This window comes from Anaerobacillus sp. ABR4_321, from assembly GCF_056158505.1.
Window position 1 is genome coordinate 1,361,121 of the sequence record NZ_JBSWTK010000001.1, and the last position, 19,804, is coordinate 1,380,924.

General features: G+C 40.2%; 27 protein-coding genes. 23 read left to right on the top strand and 4 right to left on the bottom strand.

The annotated features are described in order from the left end of the window. Positions 1–3: 3 nt before the first annotated feature. From ACXADT_RS07060 to ACXADT_RS07100, 9 genes are all read left to right on the top strand, one after another. Positions 4–372 carry a YidH family protein gene (locus ACXADT_RS07060; protein WP_270180006.1) on the top strand — a complete coding sequence of 123 codons (369 nt, stop codon included), beginning with the start codon at positions 4–6 and terminating at the stop codon, positions 370–372. A gap of 165 nt (positions 373–537) precedes the next feature. After that, entirely contained in the window at positions 538–777 is a 240-nt protein-coding gene (locus ACXADT_RS07065) for a metal-sensitive transcriptional regulator (RefSeq protein ID WP_474834666.1), read from the top strand. Between the two features lie 50 nt (positions 778–827). After that, positions 828–1,307, top strand: coding sequence for a DsrE/DsrF/DrsH-like family protein (locus ACXADT_RS07070; protein ID WP_474833920.1), 480 nt, complete (start codon positions 828–830; stop codon positions 1,305–1,307). A 13-nt stretch (positions 1,308–1,320) separates the two neighbouring features. Continuing rightward, on the top strand, positions 1,321–1,674 hold the full coding sequence (locus ACXADT_RS07075) for a rhodanese-like domain-containing protein (protein ID WP_270180003.1): 354 nt from the start codon (positions 1,321–1,323) through the stop codon (positions 1,672–1,674). 14 nt (positions 1,675–1,688) lie between these two features. Next, positions 1,689–1,997 (top strand): rhodanese-like domain-containing protein, encoded by a 309-nt coding sequence (locus ACXADT_RS07080; protein ID WP_474833922.1) that lies wholly within the window; start codon positions 1,689–1,691, stop codon positions 1,995–1,997. Positions 1,998–2,020: 23 nt separating this feature from the next. After that, positions 2,021–2,584, top strand: coding sequence for a sulfurtransferase TusA family protein (locus ACXADT_RS07085; RefSeq protein WP_474833924.1), 564 nt, complete (start codon positions 2,021–2,023; stop codon positions 2,582–2,584). A gap of 39 nt (positions 2,585–2,623) precedes the next feature. Continuing rightward, complete coding sequence (locus ACXADT_RS07090; protein ID WP_474833927.1) at positions 2,624–3,745, top strand: MBL fold metallo-hydrolase; 1,122 nt, start codon at positions 2,624–2,626, stop codon at positions 3,743–3,745. Positions 3,746–3,761: 16 nt separating this feature from the next. Then, complete coding sequence (locus tag ACXADT_RS07095) at positions 3,762–3,989, top strand: sulfurtransferase TusA family protein (protein ID WP_270180000.1); 228 nt, start codon at positions 3,762–3,764, stop codon at positions 3,987–3,989. A gap of 54 nt (positions 3,990–4,043) precedes the next feature. Continuing rightward, a complete protein-coding gene (locus ACXADT_RS07100) occupies positions 4,044–4,823 on the top strand; it encodes a sulfite exporter TauE/SafE family protein (RefSeq protein WP_474833929.1) in 780 nt (259 codons plus the stop codon). A 31-nt stretch (positions 4,824–4,854) separates the two neighbouring features. Here ACXADT_RS07100 and ACXADT_RS07105 read toward each other — a convergent pair whose 3' ends face one another. Then, positions 4,855–6,144, bottom strand: a complete 1,290-nt coding sequence (locus ACXADT_RS07105; protein ID WP_270179998.1) for a hemolysin family protein — start codon at positions 6,142–6,144, stop codon at positions 4,855–4,857. A gap of 210 nt (positions 6,145–6,354) precedes the next feature. On the opposite strand from ACXADT_RS07105, the gene ACXADT_RS07110 reads away from it, so the two are divergent. The 10 genes from ACXADT_RS07110 (at position 6,355) to ACXADT_RS07155 (ending at position 12,249) form a co-directional block, all read left to right on the top strand. Then, positions 6,355–6,657 (top strand): EthD family reductase, encoded by a 303-nt coding sequence (locus ACXADT_RS07110; RefSeq protein ID WP_270179997.1) that lies wholly within the window; start codon positions 6,355–6,357, stop codon positions 6,655–6,657. A gap of 107 nt (positions 6,658–6,764) precedes the next feature. Continuing rightward, positions 6,765–7,388, top strand: coding sequence for a flavodoxin family protein (locus tag ACXADT_RS07115; protein ID WP_474834668.1), 624 nt, complete (start codon positions 6,765–6,767; stop codon positions 7,386–7,388). A gap of 296 nt (positions 7,389–7,684) precedes the next feature. Further along, positions 7,685–7,861 carry a YjcZ family sporulation protein gene (locus tag ACXADT_RS07120; protein WP_318246488.1) on the top strand — a complete coding sequence of 59 codons (177 nt, stop codon included), beginning with the start codon at positions 7,685–7,687 and terminating at the stop codon, positions 7,859–7,861. Positions 7,862–7,898: 37 nt separating this feature from the next. Beyond that, the gene (locus tag ACXADT_RS07125) at positions 7,899–7,985 is read left to right on the top strand and encodes a YjcZ family sporulation protein (protein WP_224880103.1); all 87 of its coding nucleotides are present in this window, start codon (positions 7,899–7,901) and stop codon (positions 7,983–7,985) included. Positions 7,986–8,131: 146 nt separating this feature from the next. Beyond that, the gene (locus ACXADT_RS07130) at positions 8,132–8,899 is read left to right on the top strand and encodes a DeoR/GlpR family DNA-binding transcription regulator (protein ID WP_474833931.1); all 768 of its coding nucleotides are present in this window, start codon (positions 8,132–8,134) and stop codon (positions 8,897–8,899) included. A gap of 147 nt (positions 8,900–9,046) precedes the next feature. Beyond that, positions 9,047–10,033, top strand: coding sequence for an LLM class flavin-dependent oxidoreductase (locus ACXADT_RS07135; RefSeq protein ID WP_474833933.1), 987 nt, complete (start codon positions 9,047–9,049; stop codon positions 10,031–10,033). A 94-nt stretch (positions 10,034–10,127) separates the two neighbouring features. After that, a complete protein-coding gene (locus ACXADT_RS07140) occupies positions 10,128–10,478 on the top strand; it encodes an IDEAL domain-containing protein (protein ID WP_270179994.1) in 351 nt (116 codons plus the stop codon). Between the two features lie 69 nt (positions 10,479–10,547). Continuing rightward, a complete protein-coding gene (locus tag ACXADT_RS07145; protein ID WP_270179993.1) occupies positions 10,548–10,964 on the top strand; it encodes an RrF2 family transcriptional regulator in 417 nt (138 codons plus the stop codon). Between the two features lie 65 nt (positions 10,965–11,029). Next, positions 11,030–11,524 carry a Crp/Fnr family transcriptional regulator gene (locus tag ACXADT_RS07150; protein WP_474833935.1) on the top strand — a complete coding sequence of 165 codons (495 nt, stop codon included), beginning with the start codon at positions 11,030–11,032 and terminating at the stop codon, positions 11,522–11,524. A gap of 89 nt (positions 11,525–11,613) precedes the next feature. After that, positions 11,614–12,249, top strand: a complete 636-nt coding sequence (locus ACXADT_RS07155) for a nitroreductase family protein (protein WP_270179991.1) — start codon at positions 11,614–11,616, stop codon at positions 12,247–12,249. Between the two features lie 53 nt (positions 12,250–12,302). On the opposite strand, the gene ACXADT_RS07160 is transcribed toward ACXADT_RS07155, so the two are convergent. Then, positions 12,303–13,667: an alanine/glycine:cation symporter family protein gene (locus ACXADT_RS07160; protein WP_474833937.1), complete on the bottom strand. Its 1,365-nt coding sequence runs from the start codon at positions 13,665–13,667 to the stop codon at positions 12,303–12,305. A 179-nt stretch (positions 13,668–13,846) separates the two neighbouring features. Between ACXADT_RS07160 and ACXADT_RS07165 the strand changes: the two genes are divergently transcribed. After that, the gene (locus ACXADT_RS07165; RefSeq protein ID WP_474833939.1) at positions 13,847–14,485 is read left to right on the top strand and encodes an SDR family oxidoreductase; all 639 of its coding nucleotides are present in this window, start codon (positions 13,847–13,849) and stop codon (positions 14,483–14,485) included. 164 nt (positions 14,486–14,649) lie between these two features. Further along, positions 14,650–16,059: an alanine/glycine:cation symporter family protein gene (locus ACXADT_RS07170; RefSeq protein ID WP_474833941.1), complete on the top strand. Its 1,410-nt coding sequence runs from the start codon at positions 14,650–14,652 to the stop codon at positions 16,057–16,059. Positions 16,060–16,408: 349 nt separating this feature from the next. Here ACXADT_RS07170 and ACXADT_RS07175 read toward each other — a convergent pair whose 3' ends face one another. Beyond that, positions 16,409–17,056 (bottom strand): class F sortase, encoded by a 648-nt coding sequence (locus ACXADT_RS07175; protein ID WP_474833943.1) that lies wholly within the window; start codon positions 17,054–17,056, stop codon positions 16,409–16,411. 46 nt (positions 17,057–17,102) lie between these two features. Further along, positions 17,103–17,993 carry a DUF4349 domain-containing protein gene (locus ACXADT_RS07180; protein WP_474833945.1) on the bottom strand — a complete coding sequence of 297 codons (891 nt, stop codon included), beginning with the start codon at positions 17,991–17,993 and terminating at the stop codon, positions 17,103–17,105. A gap of 77 nt (positions 17,994–18,070) precedes the next feature. Between ACXADT_RS07180 and ACXADT_RS07185 the strand changes: the two genes are divergently transcribed. Then, positions 18,071–19,171: a mechanosensitive ion channel family protein gene (locus ACXADT_RS07185; RefSeq protein WP_474835827.1), complete on the top strand. Its 1,101-nt coding sequence runs from the start codon at positions 18,071–18,073 to the stop codon at positions 19,169–19,171. A 98-nt stretch (positions 19,172–19,269) separates the two neighbouring features. Then, positions 19,270–19,803 carry a hypothetical protein gene (locus tag ACXADT_RS07190; protein WP_474833949.1) on the top strand — a complete coding sequence of 178 codons (534 nt, stop codon included), beginning with the start codon at positions 19,270–19,272 and terminating at the stop codon, positions 19,801–19,803. The last annotated feature ends 1 nt before the right edge of the window (position 19,804 follow it).

Genomic DNA, 19,804 nt, shown 5'->3' on the forward strand with positions numbered 1-19,804 from the left:
CGATTGGGAGAGAAAAAAGCAGATGGTAGAGTTCAGCAGCTGCTTGCGAATGAACGTACGTTTTTGGCTTGGATCAGAACGTCGATTGCAATCATAGGAATCGGCTTTCTAGCAGCGAGCCTTCACTTTACAAGATCTGTAGGTGAGCGTGCGGATGACAAAATTATTGTATTCATCAGTTTCACCTCATTGCTGTTTGGGTTATTAACCATGGCGGGCGGGGCAGTACAGTTTTTTAGAACGCGAAAGAAGATTATGAGCTTTGAGGTTCCTTCTTCAACATGGATCGTACTCTTTTTGATCGTTATCGTACTGATGATTATCGCGCTTATTATCGTATATTTTGTTATTCAAATAAACTGGTTGTCGTAGCTATAGATCATAGCCTATTGACATTTAAATTCAGTACGTTATAATACCCCTATAGGTATTAATTGTTGAAACATCGCACTTATTGATATAAATTTTTTTGGTTGCATAAATACCCATAAGGGTATATAATGTGGAGGTGAGCAAGTGAATTACGATAAAAAAGTGATGAACCGAATCAAACGAGTTGAAGGCCAGTTAAGAGGCGTCGTTCGAATGATGGAAGAGGGAAAGAGCTGTGAAGAGATTGTTACACAACTTTCTGCAACGAGGTCAGGAATCGATCGTTCCATAGGTCTCATCGTTGGATCGAACTTAGAGCAGTGCCTTCTAGAGCAGCTTGAACAAGGAAATTCAACAGAAGATACAGTGAAAGAAGCAGTTCAACTGTTAGTTAAAAGTAGATAAAAAATTTTAAAAACAAATATACCCCTGTTGGTATAGAGGAGGAAATAAAGATGAGTGAAACAAAATCAACAAATATTGTCCTTTTTAGTGGTGATTACGATAAAGCGATGGCAGCTTATATTATTGCAAATGGTGCAGCTGCTTATGATCATAAAGTAACGATCTTCCATACGTTCTGGGGTCTGAACGCCCTTCGAAAAGATGAGCATGTTAAAACGGATAAAGGTTTTCTTGAAAAAATGTTCGGTAAAATGATGCCTCGTGGTGCAGATAAGATGGGTATTTCAAAGATGAATTACGCAGGTATGGGGCAGAAGATGATTAAGAATGTCATCAAGAAGCACAATGCGATGGAATTGCCACAATTGATTGAGATGGCTCAAGAACAAGACGTTGAGCTTGTTGCTTGTACGATGACGATGGATCTACTTGGTCTACAAAAAGAAGAGCTCTTAGATAAGATCGAGTATGCTGGCGTAGCAGCTTACCTTGGTGATGCAGAAGACGGTAACGTAAACCTGTTTATTTAATTGGAGGGGTAAGATGGAATTCCTAATTGTTATAGCGATTGTGTTAATAGGTTCAATCCTTTTGAAAAGAAGTGGAAAAGGCGTTCATACCATTAGTTCCGAACAAGCAAAATCGAAGTTTGGAAATCGTGATGTACAGTTCATCGATGTAAGAACGCCGATGGAATACAAAGGGAACAAAGTGAAGGAATTTAAGAATATGCCGCTCGATCAGCTTAGTAAGCGAGGCAAAGAGCTTGATCCAAAAAAGGAAACTGTCGTGCTTTGTCAGAGTGGAATGAGAAGTGCCCGTGCATGTAAGGTGTTAAAGAAGCAAGGGTTTACCGATCTTTATAATGTTCGCGGTGGGTTAAACGCGTGGAGATAAAGGAGGAAGGTCATATGTCAGGATATGTGAAAGATATTACGCCAGACGAATTGAACGAGATGTTAGCGAAAGGCAAAAAGTTGAGCATCGTTGATGTTCGTGGTCCGGGAGAGGTTGCAACAGGTAAAATTCCTGGGGCTTACAACATTCCTGTGAATGACATTCAGTCTAGAATGAGCGAACTCGACAAAGAAACAGAGCATATCATCGTTTGTCAATCTGGTGGAAGAAGTAGTATGGCATCGATGGTATTAAAGTCCAACGGCTATAACGTCTTGAACATGACAGGCGGAATGTCGGAGTGGACCGGTGCAACAGAATAACCAAACATTCAGGAGGTATCGTTATGATTCAAACAGATCACGTATTAGATGCTAAAGGGCTTGCTTGTCCTATGCCGATTGTCAAAACGAAAAAAATGATGAAAGATCTAGACCCTGGAGTTGTTCTCGAAATCCAGGCAACAGACAAAGGCTCAAAAGCTGATATCAAAGCATGGGCTGAGAAAGTAGGGCATCATTATCTGGGAACTGTAGAAGAAGATGATGTGTTGATCCACTATTTACGCAAAGCTTCTGATCATGAAACGGTTCCAGAACAAAAGCATCCTCACGTTATCTCAAATGAGGAGTTGACTGAATTACTTTCTGAGGATGGTTACACCCTCTTAGATGTTCGTGAACCAGCTGAATATGCGTTTAGTCATATTCCTAATGCGATTTCTATGCCACTTGGAGAAATAGAAGATAAGATGAATGAACTTAATCGTGATAAGAAAGTACTCGTTATCTGCCGTACCGGGTCAAGAAGCGATCTAGCTGCTCAAAAACTAGCTAACAGTGGTTTTGAGGCGATTAATGTGATGCCTGGTATGTCAGGTTGGAATGGCGAAACAACGTCAAAAGTATAATTTTTTTTACTAACAAAAATACGGTTGGGGGTATAAAAGATGAGTTTAAAAAAGATGCATGCAAGTGAAGTAGCATCTAGAATTATTAATAAAAACGATCTCTTTATTCTTGATGTACGAAATGAGGATGCATACGCAGACTGGAAAATTGAAGGTGAGTCTGTAAAAAGTATGAACGTCCCTTACTTTGACTTGATCGATGGAGTAGAGGAGATTCTTGAAGGTCTTCCTAAAGATAAAGACATCTTGGTTGTTTGTGCAAAAGAGGGGTCTTCTATCTTTGTAGGAGAAGAATTAGTAGAAGCAGGTGTTCAAAACGTTTCTTACCTACCTGGTGGAATGAAGGCTTGGAGTGAATACCTTGAACCTGTAAAAGTAGGGGATCTTCCAGGAGGAGCACTCTATCAATTTGTGAGACTCGGTAAAGGTTGCCTTTCTTATATGATCGAATCAAATGGGGAAGCTGCAGTGGTTGATGCGAACCGTATGATCGAGAACTACACATCTTTTGCAGAAAAGAAAGGCCTGAAGATTAAAGCTACGTTTGATACTCATCTTCACGCGGATCATATTTCTGGAGGTAGAGAATTAGCTGATCAAATGAACGCGTCCTACTATCTTCCTGAAGAAGATGCAGGAGAAGTGACGTTTGAATACACGCCTCTAAAAGAGGGAGATGTATTTACAATTGGAGAAGTAAAGCTCGAGCCACTCTATTCGCCAGGTCATACGATTGGAAGCACGTCCTTCATCGTTCAAGATCAGTTTCTACTAACAGGAGATATCTTGTTTGTTCATTCGATCGGACGTCCTGACCTTGCTGGTAAAGCAGAGGATTGGGTTGGCGATTTAAGAGAGACGCTGTATAACCGATATAAAGACATGGCAGGCGAATTAACGGTGTTGCCAGCACACTTTTCAAAGATTGAAGAACTTGGTGAAAATGGTGAAGTGTCAGCGCAACTCGATGAACTTTATCGTGTGAATGACGGGTTAAACGTAGAAAAAGAGGAAGATTTCCGCACGATGGTAACTGAAAACCTTCCTCCTCAGCCAAATGCTTATCAAGAAATTCGCGAAACAAATATGGGTAAAATCAGCCCTGATGAAGAAGCGCAAAGAGAAATGGAAATTGGACCAAACCGCTGTGCGGTAAAATAATTAGGAGGTTATTAACATGAATGCACAAAAAACATTAGACGCAAAAGGACTAGCTTGTCCAATGCCAATCGTTAAAACAAAGAAAGCAATGAAGGAAATCGAATCAGGAGAGATTCTTGAGATTCAAGCAACAGATAAAGGTGCAAAAAGTGACTTGACTGCATGGGCAAAATCTGGAGGACATGAACTTCTTAAGTCAGAAGAAGAAGACGGCGTATTCTCTTTCTGGATTAAAAAGGCGTAAGTTAAGATATGGGGTACTGTTCAGTGCCCCTTCTTTATTGTGAGGTGAGTGCATATGGATTTTGGTTTTATTATTACAATATTTTTAATTGGATTTGTAGGCTCATATATATCAGGTATGGTTGGGATCGGTGGATCGATCATCAAATATCCGATGCTCCTGTACATTCCAGCACTTCTCGGTTTTACAGCATTTAGTGCTCATGAAGTTTCAGGAATCAGTGCTGTTCAGGTGTTCTTCGCTACCATCGGAGGTGTGATTGCATACCGTAAAGGTGGATACCTCAATAAACAGCTCATTCTATATATGGGAGTAAGTATACTGATCGGAAGCTTTATCGGTGGTTATGGATCTAACTTAATGTCAGAACAAGGCATCAACGTTGTCTATGGCTTATTAGCAGCGATTGCAGCGGTCATGATGTTTATTCCTAAAAAAGGCATCGATGATATTCCACTAGATCAAGTGAAGTTTAACAGATGGTTATCTGCAGGCCTGGCGTTTATCGTTGGGATCGGTGCAGGTATCGTAGGAGCAGCCGGTGCATTTCTATTAGTTCCGATCATGCTTGTTGTTCTTAAAATCCCAACAAGGATGACGATTGCATCTTCACTTGCAATCACGTTTATTTCTTCAATCGGATCAACTGTAGGAAAGCTAGCGACAGGACAGGTTCTGTTGTTGCCAGCGGCGATCATGATCATCGCTAGTCTAATTGCAGCGCCTCTTGGTGCAAACGCTGGAAAAAAAGTGAACACTAAGATCCTTCAATGGCTGCTTGCAGCTCTAATTCTCGGAACGTCGATCAAAATATGGGTGGATCTTCTAATGTAAAAAAACAGCTGACTCGTGTCAGCTGTTTTTTCTAGGATTGTTTTGCTCTAATCTCAACTTCTTTTACTTGATGGCCATCGATTTCCAATACTTTAAACTCATAATCCTCGAAGGTTAACGTTGTTCCTTGAACGGGTTCCATGTCATGTGTAAGCACCCATCCTCCGATCGTGTCCACTTCGTCATCTTCAATCGTTAAGCCGAGATACTCATTTATATCACTGATAAGGGCTTTACCATCAACGATAATACGACCGTTTTCTTCTTTACGAATCGGTGGTTTTTCATCAGAATCAAATTCATCTTGGATTTCCCCAACGATTTCTTCAAGGATATCTTCTACTGTAACGAGACCAGCTGTACCTCCGTACTCATCCACCACAATCGCGATGTGACTATGTGTTTTTTGCATCTTTGCAAGTAGCTTTTTAATAGGAGTTGACTCGATCACATGATGAATCGGATGAATGTAATCTTCTAATGAAAGGTCCTCTCCCCACTTGTATTGAGTAAGTACTTCTTTTATATTGACGACCCCTACAATCTTATCTTTATCGCCATCCGCAATAGGGTAGCGGGTATACTTTCCACTTTTCATGATCGAAAGGTTCTCTTCTGTTGTGTTATCAAGGAATAAGCAAGTCATTTCGGTTCTCGGTATCATGATTTCTTTTGCTAATCGTTCATCAAATTCAAAGATGTTATTGACAAACTCCATCTCTGATTGATTAATTTCGCCACTCTTGTAGCTCTCTGACAAGATGATGCGAAGTTCTTCTTCCGAATGGGCTTGTTCATGTTCATTGGCAGGGGGTAACCCAAGAGCTCGAACGATCCATCGAGCAGATCCGTTCAATGTCCAGATGAATGGATACATGATCCAGTAAAACCAAATGAGAGGTCTAGCCGTTAGTAAACTAACCTTCTCAGCTTTTTGAATGGCGAACGTTTTTGGTGCTAATTCTCCAAGGACGACGTGGAGGAATGTGATGATAATGAATGCGATCACGACCGAAATGGTACCAACCATTGCTGGAGGAAGTTCGATCAGTTCAAAAACAGGGTGCAGGAGATGCTCAACAGTTGATTCCCCTAGCCAACCTAATGCAAGGGCTGTAATCGTGATTCCTAGCTGACATGCAGAAAGGTAACCATCAAGATTTCCTAATACTTTTTGAACGGATTTCGCTTTTTTATTTCCTTCTAGTGCTAAAGAGTCGATTTTGGTTTTGCGTACTTTTACAATAGCGAACTCAGATGCAACAAAGAAAGCTGTCAACAAGATCAAAATAATAACGACAATAATTTTTATGATTTCCAATAGAGCCCTTACTAACGTGTAAGGGTTCACCTCCTATACAATGGGTTACATCATTTATTATAATTTTCCTTATTAATGTGATGTTTAAACACCAAGTTACTCTATAGTTTCTTCAGAAATATGTTATTTATCAGTGATGGCTTTTGTTAGCCTTCATTCTTCATAGTGATGTATGATGAAGCATAACCAAAGTAAAGGAGAGAAAGCGAAATGGCTAAAGTAATCGTGATCTATAAGAAACCTACTGATGAAGCGAAATTCAGACAATACTATGAACAAGAGCATATTAAGCTTGTTCAGCAAGTTCCTTACATCCAGAAGGCCGATTTAAATTATGTGACGGCAGCATTGAATACAGAAGAGTCTTATTACCTTGCTGCTACGATTGAGTTTGAATCGAAGCAACGAATAAGTGAAGCGTTGCAATCTCCTGAATGGGCAAAAGTTACGGAAGACGCTGAAAATATGATGGAGTTTTTGTCTGAGCCACCATTAGTGCTCATCACAGAATAAGAGCCTAAAGGCACATCCTGGTTTCCTCAGGGTGTGTTTTTTGTTTATGTTCTCTTATTAGAAGGGAATGGTGGACTATAAAATTCAATTGATTTAAGAGAGGAGTTATCGAATTGAAGGCACTTTTTCTTAATTGCTCACTAAAGAATAGTAATGAACCTTCAAACACGGATGCGCTCTATAAAGAAGCAGAGTCGATCTTTCATGAAGAAGGGGTGGAGTCAGAGACAATAAGGGCTGCTGATTATAACATTTCGTACGGAATTTCAGAAGATGAAGGAGAAGGCGACGAGTGGCCCATCATTTTTGAAAAAGTGAAAGCGGCAGACATCGTAATAATCGGAACGCCACTCTGGCTAGGTGAGAAAAGCAGTGTAGCTACTCTTGTTATCGAACGATTGTATGGCGGAAGTGGAATAACGAATGAGAAGGGGCAATCGGTCTATTACAACAAAGTTGGGGGTGTCGTCATCACTGGTAATGAAGATGGGGCAAAAAACGCGGCAAGATCCATCTTATATGCATTTTCACATATAGGATTTACCGTTCCTCCTAATGTTGATACGTACTGGGTCGGTGAAGCAGGACCAGGTGCTTCATATATTGAAGCGAATGGGCATAAGAACGATTTCTCTGTCGGTCATGCCAAAACGATGGCTCATAACCTCATTCACTTTGCAAACATGTTTCAAAAACATCCAATTCCTGCCGAAGGAAACACAATGGAATAAGTATTAAAAAGTCCTCATACGCTGAGGGCTTTTTTTCATGGTGAAAGAAAGGTCTCACTCTTCAATTCAAATCTTCATATTCTATTTATACAAAATGTATGGGGGGAACTTTTATGGATGAACTGATTATCTTTCTAATCCTATTTATTCTCCTAGTTATCATTTTGCTTTTTGTAGCGGATGTGTTCTGAGCACGTGAAGGTATATAAATCTTGCTAAATATGGTTAGATGCCCATCCCTTACATTCAATTTGCACATATAGTATTAGTAACCTTCGAGGAAAGGGGGTTTTCAAATGAGCGGTGGAAAAGAAAACGTGCGCCCTGCTGGATACGGTAAAGGGTTCGCATTGATCGTAGTATTGTTTATCCTTCTAATTATTGTTGGTGCAGCGGCAGTAGGAGGAGCTAATACAGGACCATGCTGCTATGGAAAAGGTGGTTATGGCGGTTACGGCGGTTACGGCTACTAAACCTTTCTTATATCTCGATTAGAAGGGAGGTTTTTTTATGAGCTATGGATGTGGTCAAGGTTTCGCGCTAATCGTTGTTTTGTTCATTCTATTGATTATCGTAGGAGCAGTTTGGGCTTACTAATATAATGAAGGCACCCTATAATGGGGTGCTTTTTCTACTACTGAATTTACTTATAATTACTTAATTATTTTCCTGTATTACTTAAAAATATTGATTTAATCATTACATAGACTTATAATGGTAGTGAATGGAAGTGGGGGTTGCCGATGTTTCAAGAAGAGCGCATGCTATCGATTCTTGAATATCTTAAGAAGAACGAAAGGATTTCAGTCGAACAGATCTGTGAGCTATTTCAAATTTCTAGAGATACTGCAAGGAGAGATCTTGTTCGATTGGAAGAAGAGGGTGCCGTAACGCGTACGAGGGGTGGAGCAGTATTGCCCCAATTACGTCACGAAATAAAATCCTATCAAGATCGACTTTCTCTAGTGACCAATGAAAAACATCTTATAGGGAAAAAGGCAGCAGTAACCATAAAACCTGGCGATATCGTTATTCTAGATGCTTCAACTACTGTACAAGCTTGTGCTGAATACTTGATTGAAAAGCGAGCTGTTATCCTTACAAATTCGATTCATCAAGCTGACATCCTCTCTAGAGGAGAAAACCTCGACATTCACCTTCTAGGTGGGAAGCTTGAAAAGGAGCACTTCTTTCTTTATGGATCGAGTGTTGTTGAAAAGCTAGCGTCATATAATGCAGATGTAGCATTTATAGGTGTGGTTGGGATCACAGAGCAAGGCCTGACCATTGCTCATGAAGAGGATGGCATGGTGAAGCGGAAGATGATTGATCAAGCGAAACATGTCGTCGTTCTTGCTGATTCGACGAAGTTTGGACAATCAGAGTTTTTTACATTTGCGAAGCTTGAAGATATCGATGTGATCATTACTGATAAGATGCCAGAACGTATGTATCAGCAAATGCTCGAGAATCATGGTGTTGAAATAGTAATTGCTGAAAGCACATCCTAGCTAGGCTTTATAAATAAACTGGACCGGCGTAACCTAACGGGCGTGACGGTCCGTTTGTTTTTCAAGCAGATTTATTGGAGAGAATACAAACACCTGTTATGATTTAACTGTAATAATTTATTTTACAAATCGAGGAGATCGTTATATATGAAATTAAGCGTTTTGGATCAATCCCCAGTCTCAAAAAATAAAACAGCGGTCGAAGCTTTAAAAGAAACTACGGAACTTGCGAAAGAAACTGAGAAGCTTGGTTACCATCGATTTTGGGTATCTGAGCACCATAGTACAAAAAGTCTTGCGGGCTCTAGTCCCGAAGTGTTGATCGCTCACCTCGCAGCGAACACGAGTCATATGAAGATTGGATCTGGAGGGGTGTTGTTGCCCCATTATAGTTCGTATAAAGTGGCGGAGAATTTTAGGATGCTTGAATCTTTAAACCCCGGTCGTATCGACCTAGGTTTAGGTCGTGCACCAGGCGGTATGCCGAACGTTACAAGAGCATTAGCAGACGGCAACCGTAGAGATATCGACCGGTATCCTGAACAAATCGATGAGCTTACGAATTACTTAAATGGGCGTGCTTCTTCTTATCATGTTCATGCGACACCACTAGGAGATACGAAACCTGATATTTGGTTACTAGGATCAAGCGGTGGTAGCGCAAGAATCGCTGCGAATAAAGGATTAGCATTTTCGTTTGCTCATTTTATTAACGGGAATGGTGGAAGTATCGTAGTCGATAAATACATGGAGCGTTTTTCACCATCAGAGTATAACGACACACCAAAGACAAACGTAGCCGTTTTTGTTGTATGCGGCGAAACAGAGGAAGAAGCAGAGTATTTAGCTTCTAGTCTTGATCTTGCTATATTATTAATCGAACAAGGAAAATCAGGTACTGGCTTCCCATCACCGGACGAAGCGCTGCAATATCCATACTCTGTGTTTGATAAAGCAAGAATCAGGGAAAACAGAAATCGTATAATCGTTGGCGACCCTAAGCAAGTAAGACAGCAAATCGAAGAGTTAGGTAACATGTATCAAACCAATGAGGTCATCGTAAATACGATAACGTATGATTTTAACGCGAGACTGAAATCGTATCGTTTACTTGCAGAAGAGTTCGGTCTTTGATCGAAGCTCTTGACAAATCTAACTGTAATATTTATTATTACATTATGCGATGACGCAGTTGGAACACGATAATCTTCCATAAGGAGGGAGAATAATGATGAACCAACTTCATCAACAATCTCAATTTACTAAAGGTGAATGGGTGAAAGGCAAATCAGTTCATGATGAGTTAGTGAAAGGATTTGTAGATTCAGTAAATGATTATCTAGGAACGATCAAAATATATGTGCATGAATGTGATAACCCAGAGACAGTCGGAAAGGTTATCGAGACATTTCAAAATAGGGTTTCATTGTTGGAAAAGCAGGATTTTGAGCATGACGAAACGTATCTTTTAAACCTTATCGATCTAGCTCTTATTACAAAAGATAAGAAATGGTTTTTAGAACTTTCGGCGCAGCTCAACGCTGTACGAAATAAGTCAAAAGAAGCGGTTGCCTGTTAAAATTTTCTTGCAAGGTACAAAAGGAGTACGATAGGATGGAATTGAAGAAAGTGTTAGGGGGCGCTAAAATTGAATAGTGATTTTACTCTTGCAGTGCATAGTCTGGCTTTATTAGCGATTAAGCCTGGACAAATGTCAACAAGTGACTACCTTGCTGGCAGTGCATCCGTCCATCCTGTACGTATGAGAAAAATTCTTAGTTTATTAAAGAAAAACGGATACATCGTCTCTAAAGAAGGTGCTGGTGGCGGCTTTACATTAGCATGCAAAGTCGAAGATGTTACGCTTGATAAGATCTACGCGTTAACGTCGATCGGTTCATTGAAACCTAAGTGTACCGACGCAAATCAGTATTGTCTTGTGGGAGCGAATTTATCAGAAGTCCTTGGTGACATCTTCACCGATGCTGAGGACCACTTAACATCATTTTTGAAGAAATACACCATTCGTGATATTATACAAAGCCTGAAGCAAAAACAATTATAATGATTGTTTTTGTTTTTGGGATAACTGTAACAAAATAAATTCTAATTATTCGGGGGTGAGCGAACATGGTAAGTTTGGCATTGAACAAAAGTGAATCGAAGTTTGAAACAAAGGATTGGAATAAGTTAGAGCGATCCGGGAGAAAGTTGAAGCGGAATGAAGGAAGGTTCTTAATTCGACCTAAACATACGAATCGTGATGTCTATATCATTCGCCAAGGAAACGTAGCGATTTATCAGCAAGACGAAAAAACGCCACTTGCAGTTCTTGGTCCGAATGATGTACTTGGGAACAGATCGATCTTTGTGCATCAAAACCTTTATGCCAAAGCTATAACTGATGTTGAGCTCATTCAACTCGATCAAGCATCTTATCGCTCTTTGTACCTAGCATATCCAGAGCTTGCAATTAAGCTTACGACAGAGCTTTCAAAATTAAAGTTAAAGCTTGATTTTCCAGATCAACTACCAAAGTCGATTTTTGCAGTGTTGAAAAAGAATACAAAATCCTTGCTGAACAAAGCTCCGACTAAAAAAGGTAGATACTGCCACAACTGCTAAACAATGATGTTTTATAACTGTAATAAAATATGTTACATTATAATAGATAAGAAACTTAGAGATAAATGGATAGGAAAGGGAGAGAACAGATGACAACACAAGTTGAACAAAAGCTAGATGCTCTTGAAGTTATGAAAGAGCGTCATTCCGTAAGAAAGTATGAAAAAGGGGTTAAGATCCCTGATGAAGATATGAATGAAATTCTAAATGCGACGATTGAAGCGCCATCATCTTGGAACCTTCAACACTGGAAGTTTCTCGTGATTGAAGATAATGAGAAAAAAGAAAAACTTCTTCCGATCGCTTTTAATCAGCAACAAGTTGTAGATAGCTCTGCAACCATCGTAATTCTTGGAGATACAGAAGCAAATCTTCATGCAGAAGAAATCTACGGTCAAGCTGTAGAGAATGGTTTTATGGATAATGCAGTCAAGGAAACACTGGTTTCTCAAATCAATGGAGCATATGAAAGAGAAGGCTTTGCATACAGTGAGGCAGTAAAAAATAGTTCCCTAGCTGCTATGCAGCTTATGCTTGCAGCGAAAGCAAAGGGATACGATACGATTCCGATGGGCGGCTTTAATCCACAAGCTCTTATCGACGAATTCAATATCCCATCCAGATATGTCCCTGTTATGCTGATCTCAATCGGTAAAGCAGCGGCTGAAGCACATGCATCTGCTCGTTTCCCAGTAGAGCGCGTAGTGATTAAAGATAGCTTTTAATAGAACCGATTAAAAAAGCGGCACCCAACTGGGTGCCGCTTTTTTGTGAATAATCACATGCTTTGAGATTGAGCTTCCCGTTTTTCTTCTTTTACTTTTTCAAGGAAGCGTTTTGTTTCAGCAACGACGACTCCAGAAAGACCTAATAGTCCGATCAAGTTTGGTAAAGCCATCAAGCCGTTAAAGATATCAGCGAGCAGCCATACGACATTAAGCTTAAGTGTTGTTCCAACAAATACAGCTAGAACAAAAACGAAACGGTAATATTTGATCGAACGTTCCCCAAACAGATAAGAGAAGCACTTTTCCCCGTAATAAGACCATCCCAATACTGTTGAGTATGCAAAAAGAATCAAACCGACCGTTACAATCAACGCACCAGGTACTCCTAGGAACTTCTCGAAAGTAGCCGTTGTAAGTGCAGCACCGTTAAGATCGCCCATATAGAGGTCACCCATTACGAGAGCGATCCCTGTAATGGAACAAACAACGATCGTATCGATGAATACTTGGGTCATGGATACGAGTGCCTGGCGACCAGGGTAGTCTGTTTTAGCAGCAGCTGCAGCGATTGGAGCGGAGCCTAGACCAGCTTCATTCGAGAAGACTCCACGAGCTACACCATAACGTATTACAGCACCAATAGCTCCCCCTGCTACAGCTTCACCAGTGAAAGCGTCAGAGAAAATTAACGATACGGCAGCTGGAATGAGATCGATGTTCATAAGGAGAACGATTAAGCCGCCGATCACATAGAAAAGTGCCATAACCGGAACGAAAAACGCTGTAACCCGTCCAATGCTCTTAATCCCACCAAGAATAACGAGACCAGTTAGAACCATTAAAATAAGACCTGTAATCCATGGAGCGATTCCAAACGTTTCTACGGCGTCAGCAACAGAGTTCGATTGAACCATGTTTCCTATTCCGAACGCTGCAAATGCTCCGAAAAATGCAAAGATCATTCCAAGCCATCTCATGTTGAGTCCTTTATCTAAATAGTACATCGGACCCCCTGACATCTCTCCGTTCGAATCTACGGATCGGTACTTTACTGCCAGAATAGCCTCAGCATATTTCGTAGCCATTCCGAATAAAGCACTGATCCACATCCAAAGAACAGCTCCTGGTCCCCCTACGAAAACCGCTGTTGCTACCCCAGCGATATTTCCCGTACCGATCGTAGCAGCAAGTGCTGTCATCAGGGCCTGAAAGTGAGAGATGTCCCCTTCAGAGGATTTATCTTGTTTCTTAGTAAAGGCTTGCTTCAATGCATAAGGTAGCATCGTAAACTGCAAGAATCCTAGACGAATGGTGAGATATATTCCTGTTCCTACTAAGAGGATCAAGAGAGGCCATCCCCACACGAATCCGCTAATGTTATTTAATACTGCTTCCAAAATAATATCCCCTTTCATATGTAGTTCAATACTAAATATTCTAACAATTTACCATAAAAACCTTTTTAATTACATAAATCGACTCATTTTAGTTCAAAAAAAACATTCGCAATTAGTTGTAGCGCTTTCATGTGTTTATTTGTATTACTTATGAGGAAAATAACAGAGGTGAATGGATATAAAGGAGGAAGATAGTTGTGAAAGTACTCGTAATCGGTGCAAACGGACAGGTAGGCACACATGTAATAAAAAGCCTTGCAGAAAAAGGATACGATCCAGTAGGGATGGTTCGAGATACTGACCAAGTGAAAGCCATTGAAGATGCGGGTGGAAAAACTGTACTAGGTGATCTAGAAAAAGATTTTTCCCATGCGATGTACGGATGTGAAGCAGTCATCTTTGTAGCTGGTTCAGGTCCACACACTGGCGCAGATAAAACGATTCTTATCGATCAAGAAGGGGCGATCAAATCGATCGATGAAGCAAGTCGTCAAGGGATAAAACGCTTCGTGCTCTTAAGCTCAGTAGGTGCTGATTATCCAGAGCAAGGGCCAGATAATATGAAGCCTTACTTGTATGCAAAAAAGCGTGCAGATGAGTATTTAAAAGCCACAAACTTAACCTACACGATCCTTCGACCAGGAAGACTTTCGAATGATCCTGCTACTGGGCAAATTCGCGCAGCAGAAACGCTCGAAGATAAATCAGGACAGATTCCACGAGAAGATGTGGCTTCCGTATTAGCTGAAATCGTAGAGAATGAAAATACATTTAATAGAACGTTTGAAATCTTAGATGGTGATCTTACGATAAGCGACGCTCTAGGACAATTGTAAAAGGAATTTCTAGTGAGAGACCTGTTGAGGGTCTCTTTTTTTATGGGATAAACGAATGATTTAATCGGACTAGTTTGTTTTAATAATTGACGAAAAATAAATTCTGATGGTAATGTATAAAGGTCGTCAGTTGAAAGCGTTAACACGTTGGAGGAGTAGAGGAAATGGACATCTTAGAACTGCTTAAAATAGTAAATGGATTTTTATGGGGAGCACCAAGCTTAATCCTATTGTTCGGAACTGGTGTTTTCCTGACACTTATCCTTAGAGGACTTCAGTTTAGAAAGCTAGGTTATGCATTTAAGCTTGCTTTCACGAAAGAAAAATCGGAAGACAGCTCTGCTGAGGGAGATGTTAGTAACTACAAAGCACTTATGACATCTTTGGCTGCTACCATCGGTAATGGAAATATAGCCGGTGTAGCTACTGCGATTACAATCGGAGGTCCTGGTGCTGTTTTTTGGATGTGGGTTGTAGGACTGGTTGGCATGGCGACCAAATACGGTGAAGCCCTTCTTGCGATGAAATATCGTGTGAAAAATGATAAAGGTGAGTATGCCGGTGGACCGATGTACTATGTTGAACAAGGTCTTGGAGCAAAATGGAAGTGGCTTGCGATATCATTTGCATTATTCGGTGCGATCGCTTCTTTAGGAATTGGAAACAGTGTTCAATCGAATACGATTGCGAGTGTAGTTGATGAAAGCTTTAATATCGATGGATGGGTAACTGGAGTAATCGTTGCAGGACTTACCTCTCTGATTATTTTCGGAGGTGTAAAACGTATCAGCTCCGTAGCAGGATTCTTTGTTCCGATAATGGCTGTTCTCTACATAGTTGGAGCATTAATCATTATCGTTTTGAATGTTGAAGCTATCCTACCTGCGATGAAGTTAATCTTCACCTACGCATTCTCCCCAATTTCAGCAGTGGGAGGTTTTTCAGGCGTAATCGTAATGGAAGCTGTTAAATCCGGAGTTTCAAAAGGAATTTTCTCAAATGAGGCTGGTTTAGGTACAGCGGCTCTTATCGCTGGTAATGCAAAGGCTGAGCACCCCGTGCGACAGGCGCTTGTGGCTATGACAGGTACTTTTATCGTAACGATCATCGTTTGTACGATGACGGCGTTAGTATTACTCATTACTGGATTTTGGGATCCAACAGGTGGAGAACTCTCAGGTGTCGTCCATAATGCGGATCTAGAAGCAGGTGCATTGACTACAGCTGCCTTCGGATCGAGTCTAGGTATTATAGGAGAGTACATTGTAACCTTCTCAGTCATCTTTTTCGGGTTCTCAACGATTATTGGTTGGTATGTGTATGGATATAAATGTTTCGAATACCTTGCAGGTACAAAATTTACTACGTACTATGGATTTGTCTATATCTCCGCATGTTTTATAGGAACAGTGGCTAATCTGACTACTGTTTGGGCATTTGCTGATATGGCGAATGCACTTATGATGATTCCAAACTTAATCGCCTTACTACTATTGTTTAAAGTGATTAAATCTGAAACAGATGATTATTTCAATCGGTATTTAAATGAGGTAGAAATCAAGAAAGCTAGTTGATCGCATAATGAAAGACGCTTCGACCTATAGAATAGGAGAAGCGTCTTCAGTTTGTCGATCAACCTATTTCATTATTCGGTGCTCCCGATGCCGTAGTCGATGACAATCGCATGCTTTCCGCGGACGAACGTCCAAGCCCGTACGACCGCAGGAGTCCGCGATTGTCTCTCCTACTTGATGAGAATTTATCCAAAACGACCTTTCCGTCCAATGGTTTAACAGGCAGATAGTTCACTATCCATCAACATTAATTAGAATGGAAATGATCGGCTACTTTCGAGACTTTCTCTACACTCTGAAGACGCTTCGTCCTATAGAATAGGAGAAGCGTCTTTTTTCTGTTTTATTACTATTCTGCTTTGAGCTTAGTGAACACGACGAGGCGTTCTTCGTGTGTTCCATGAGACTGACTGAAGTTACCAGTGCACGTGATGAGGTTCAGATTTGCATCATTACTTGGTCCAAAGATTTTTTCAATAGGTGCATTCTGAAATGGGTACCTTTCTTTCCCTGTTACAACGAACGTAAGTGTTTCTCCATCCTTATCGGTAACGTATACTTCATCACCTTCTGATAGATCTTCAAGGTGATAGAAAACAGATGGTCCAGATTTGCTATCTACATGTCCTGCTATGACGGAATTTCCGGTCGTGCCAGGCTTGAAGCCAGGTTCAAACCATCCGACATTTACGTGGTTGGATGGAACACCCATCTGTCCGTTTTCCAAAACACCTACATTCTCAACTTTTGATTTAACTTCAATAGAAGGGATCTCGACAGATACAGGGATTATACCTTCTTCACTCGACTCTGGAATTCTATTTGCATTTTCATCGATCGATTGTTTTACGTTGTCATACGCTACGTCACCATTTTCAATTTCTACTTTCTTAACTGGTTCAGAACCCGTTTCAGCTGTTGATGAATAGTTATTGGTATATCCAGCAATCAGAAGAAAGATGATGGCTGCAGTAACTAGAGACATGACTATTTTCATCGTATCACCTCGTTTGCTCAATTGTAGATTTAATAAGCTAACGATATTAATGGATATTTGGATCACTTTTTTTTCTTCTACGATTGCTTATGAAGAAAAGTAGGGTTAAAGCTGCAAGTGGCACGAGCACAGGAGATAATCCAATGAGCACAACAACCGTCTTCGAGAAGAAGGATAGAATACCATTTGCTGTTTTCATAAACAACTGTTTTGCTTCGGCGATCGTACTCTTATCACCTTCTCCAAAAGTAGGGACTTTAATTTTCTTTTCTTCTAATGAAATAGTAACGGTCGAATAGTCACTTTGATTGTTTAAATAGTTCATACGCCCTTTTAACTGCTCGATTTCTTCTTGAACTCGAGACAAATCGTTTGATATAGCTAACAGATCCTCCGTTTTTTCAGCTTTTTCTAAAAATGATTGGAGCCTATCTCTCACATCTTCTTTTGCTTTCAGCCTTGCTTCTAAGTCTACAAACTCTTCTGTAACATCAGTTCCAGTAACCGATTTTTCTGGTGTACCTTTACCAATTGTTTCAGCTTCATCAAGAAAAGGGTAAAAGTTATCTTGAGGGACCCTGACTGTCATCGAACCGTAGTTGATCTCTTCTTCAGAGAACGTTCTTGATTCTACAATATACCCACCGTTTGCTTCGAGTAGCTCTTTCAATTGGCCTGTGGCATCAGAAAGATCCTCTACAGTTAAAGATAAATTAGCGTTAAAGATAACTTTTCGATCTGTTTGAAGTTCTGGCATCTTCATCGTTTCGTTCGAAGAGCTGGATTCAGAAGCGCTTTCTTTTGTTTCGCCTGCACTTCTATCCATCTCTTCTGAGAGTGGCTCTCCACTGTCACCACTTTCTGACTGTTGATTAGAGCTGCAGGCAGTAAGTATAAGGATTGCTATAACAAAGCTAAATAGTAAGTACTTTTTCATTCCTAAACCCCCTAGATCACTATATACAACATAACGTGTTGATAACGGATTAGGTTACATGTGACCATTCACAATTCTTGCTAAAGGAGGTTTTTACTTTTTTATCTCCATTCTTTGAAAGTTCAATTGCTAAAGACACGTTCATTACGATTGGTGTTATCGTAGGTATACTCTTGTTTAGATTCATCGTTAAAGCGCTGCTTTTTAAAAGAAAAGGTTTAGAAAAAAAGGAGAGTAAACATGCTGTCCTTTCATTTATGAATTGGGTGACGCTATATGCCATCATCGTTTTCTTGCTTCTCTACTTTTCTGAGTATGCTTGGATGAGCCGTGAACTGTTCACGATTGGCGATGTTGAAATATCTTTGCTGCTTCTTCTCATCGCATTGTTTATCATTACGCTTGCGAACAGGCTGTCAAAGATATTCACCTCACTACTGATGCCCCCTTTGTATGACCACTATCGATTAGATACGGGGTTGCAATTTACATTTAATCGAGTGTTCCATTATACCTTGATGGTAATAGCAGTGATTATTAGTTTGACTACTGTTGGAATCGATTTAAGCGCATTGACCATCTTCGCAGGTGTATTAGGTGTAGGAATCGGCTTTGGTATGCAAAACATTGCTAACAATTTCATTTCAGGTCTTATTATATTATTCGAGCGTCCCATCAAAGTAGGCGATCGGGTCATTATAAATGACATTATCGGAGATGTTGAGCAAATTAAAATGCGAGCAACAATTATACGGACGCTTGATAATGAACGAATCATCATGCCTAACTCTTACTTTATAGAAGAACAGGTCGTTAACCACTCCTACGGAGATAATCGATTGCGTCTCGTCGTACCGATCGGCGTTGCTTACGGTTCAGATGTTGAACTTGTAAGAGAACTGCTCCATCAAGTTGCAAAAGATGAGAAAGAAGATTCAATGTATGTACTTGAAAAACCAGAACCGTTTGTAAATTTCATCGGGTTCGGTGACTCATCCTTGGACTTTCAGTTGTTCGTTTGGATTTCTTCTCCAAAAGCGGCGGTCGTGACAAAGAGTAATCTTAATTTCCGAATAAATAAGGTGCTTGCAGATCATCATGTTGAAATTCCCTTTCCTCAACGTGATTTGCACGTGAGGAGTATGGATGACAACGTCATTGAAAAGCTAAGGAAATAAAATCACACAATTTCACACACTTTTTTCGCAATTTCTTCCACAATTATTGTCCATAATTAAGTGTGTAAGGATAATAATTTGAAGGGAGAACGAAAAAAATGAAAAAGTGGTTACTAGGTATTGCAGGTTCAGTTGTACTTGCAGGTGGAATAGCTGGTGTGAGTGCAAACGCGGCATCTGAAGAGGGTGCACAAGTAGACGGTACTGAGGTAGTTCAGGAACAAGGACAGGTGAAAGGGCATCACCATAAGCGAGGTTTTCATAAAGAAGAAAAAGGAAATGAAAATCATGAATTAATGGGATCGATTTTTGAGAAACAAGAAAAGCTAATCGATTTATTGCTCGATAAAAATGCCTCAGCAATTGATGGCGTTGAAGAATTACAAACTGAGTTAGCCGACGTAAATGAGCAGTTAAATGCACTTCATGAAGAAGCAAAGGCTGCTCATGAGAAATTGAAAGCACAAAAACAAGAATGGAAAGATAGTGGCGAAAGACCTGAGCTTACAGATGAAGAGAAAGAAGAAATGAAAGCAAAGTTCAGTGAAATGAAAGAGAAACGTGAAGAAGCAATGGCATTAGCGAAAAAGAAAGATGAATTACTTACTGCATTAATTGAAAAGGTAAGCTAAC

Bases quoted from the DNA above. Each gene is read 5' to 3' on its own strand.
- ACXADT_RS07070 (WP_474833920.1), top strand. From the start codon at position 828: ATGAGTGAAACAAAATCAACAAATATTGTCCTTTTTAGTGGTGATTAC.
- ACXADT_RS07170 (WP_474833941.1), top strand. From the start codon at position 14,650: ATGGACATCTTAGAACTGCTTAAAATAGTAAATGGATTTTTATGGGGA.
- ACXADT_RS07130 (WP_474833931.1), top strand. From the start codon at position 8,132: ATGTTTCAAGAAGAGCGCATGCTATCGATTCTTGAATATCTTAAGAAG.
- ACXADT_RS07095 (WP_270180000.1), top strand. From the start codon at position 3,762: ATGAATGCACAAAAAACATTAGACGCAAAAGGACTAGCTTGTCCAATG.
- ACXADT_RS07150 (WP_474833935.1), top strand. From the start codon at position 11,030: ATGGTAAGTTTGGCATTGAACAAAAGTGAATCGAAGTTTGAAACAAAG.
- ACXADT_RS07135 (WP_474833933.1), top strand. From the start codon at position 9,047: ATGAAATTAAGCGTTTTGGATCAATCCCCAGTCTCAAAAAATAAAACA.
- ACXADT_RS07075 (WP_270180003.1), top strand. From the start codon at position 1,321: ATGGAATTCCTAATTGTTATAGCGATTGTGTTAATAGGTTCAATCCTT.
- ACXADT_RS07180 (WP_474833945.1), bottom strand. From the start codon at position 17,993: ATGAAAAAGTACTTACTATTTAGCTTTGTTATAGCAATCCTTATACTT.
- ACXADT_RS07140 (WP_270179994.1), top strand. From the start codon at position 10,128: ATGATGAACCAACTTCATCAACAATCTCAATTTACTAAAGGTGAATGG.
- ACXADT_RS07175 (WP_474833943.1), bottom strand. From the start codon at position 17,056: ATGAAAATAGTCATGTCTCTAGTTACTGCAGCCATCATCTTTCTTCTG.
- ACXADT_RS07085 (WP_474833924.1), top strand. From the start codon at position 2,021: ATGATTCAAACAGATCACGTATTAGATGCTAAAGGGCTTGCTTGTCCT.
- ACXADT_RS07090 (WP_474833927.1), top strand. From the start codon at position 2,624: ATGAGTTTAAAAAAGATGCATGCAAGTGAAGTAGCATCTAGAATTATT.
- ACXADT_RS07120 (WP_318246488.1), top strand. From the start codon at position 7,685: ATGAGCGGTGGAAAAGAAAACGTGCGCCCTGCTGGATACGGTAAAGGG.
- ACXADT_RS07125 (WP_224880103.1), top strand. From the start codon at position 7,899: ATGAGCTATGGATGTGGTCAAGGTTTCGCGCTAATCGTTGTTTTGTTC.
- ACXADT_RS07110 (WP_270179997.1), top strand. From the start codon at position 6,355: ATGGCTAAAGTAATCGTGATCTATAAGAAACCTACTGATGAAGCGAAA.
- ACXADT_RS07065 (WP_474834666.1), top strand. From the start codon at position 538: ATGAACCGAATCAAACGAGTTGAAGGCCAGTTAAGAGGCGTCGTTCGA.
- ACXADT_RS07190 (WP_474833949.1), top strand. From the start codon at position 19,270: ATGAAAAAGTGGTTACTAGGTATTGCAGGTTCAGTTGTACTTGCAGGT.
- ACXADT_RS07160 (WP_474833937.1), bottom strand. From the start codon at position 13,667: ATGAAAGGGGATATTATTTTGGAAGCAGTATTAAATAACATTAGCGGA.
- ACXADT_RS07100 (WP_474833929.1), top strand. From the start codon at position 4,044: ATGGATTTTGGTTTTATTATTACAATATTTTTAATTGGATTTGTAGGC.
- ACXADT_RS07155 (WP_270179991.1), top strand. From the start codon at position 11,614: ATGACAACACAAGTTGAACAAAAGCTAGATGCTCTTGAAGTTATGAAA.
- ACXADT_RS07080 (WP_474833922.1), top strand. From the start codon at position 1,689: ATGTCAGGATATGTGAAAGATATTACGCCAGACGAATTGAACGAGATG.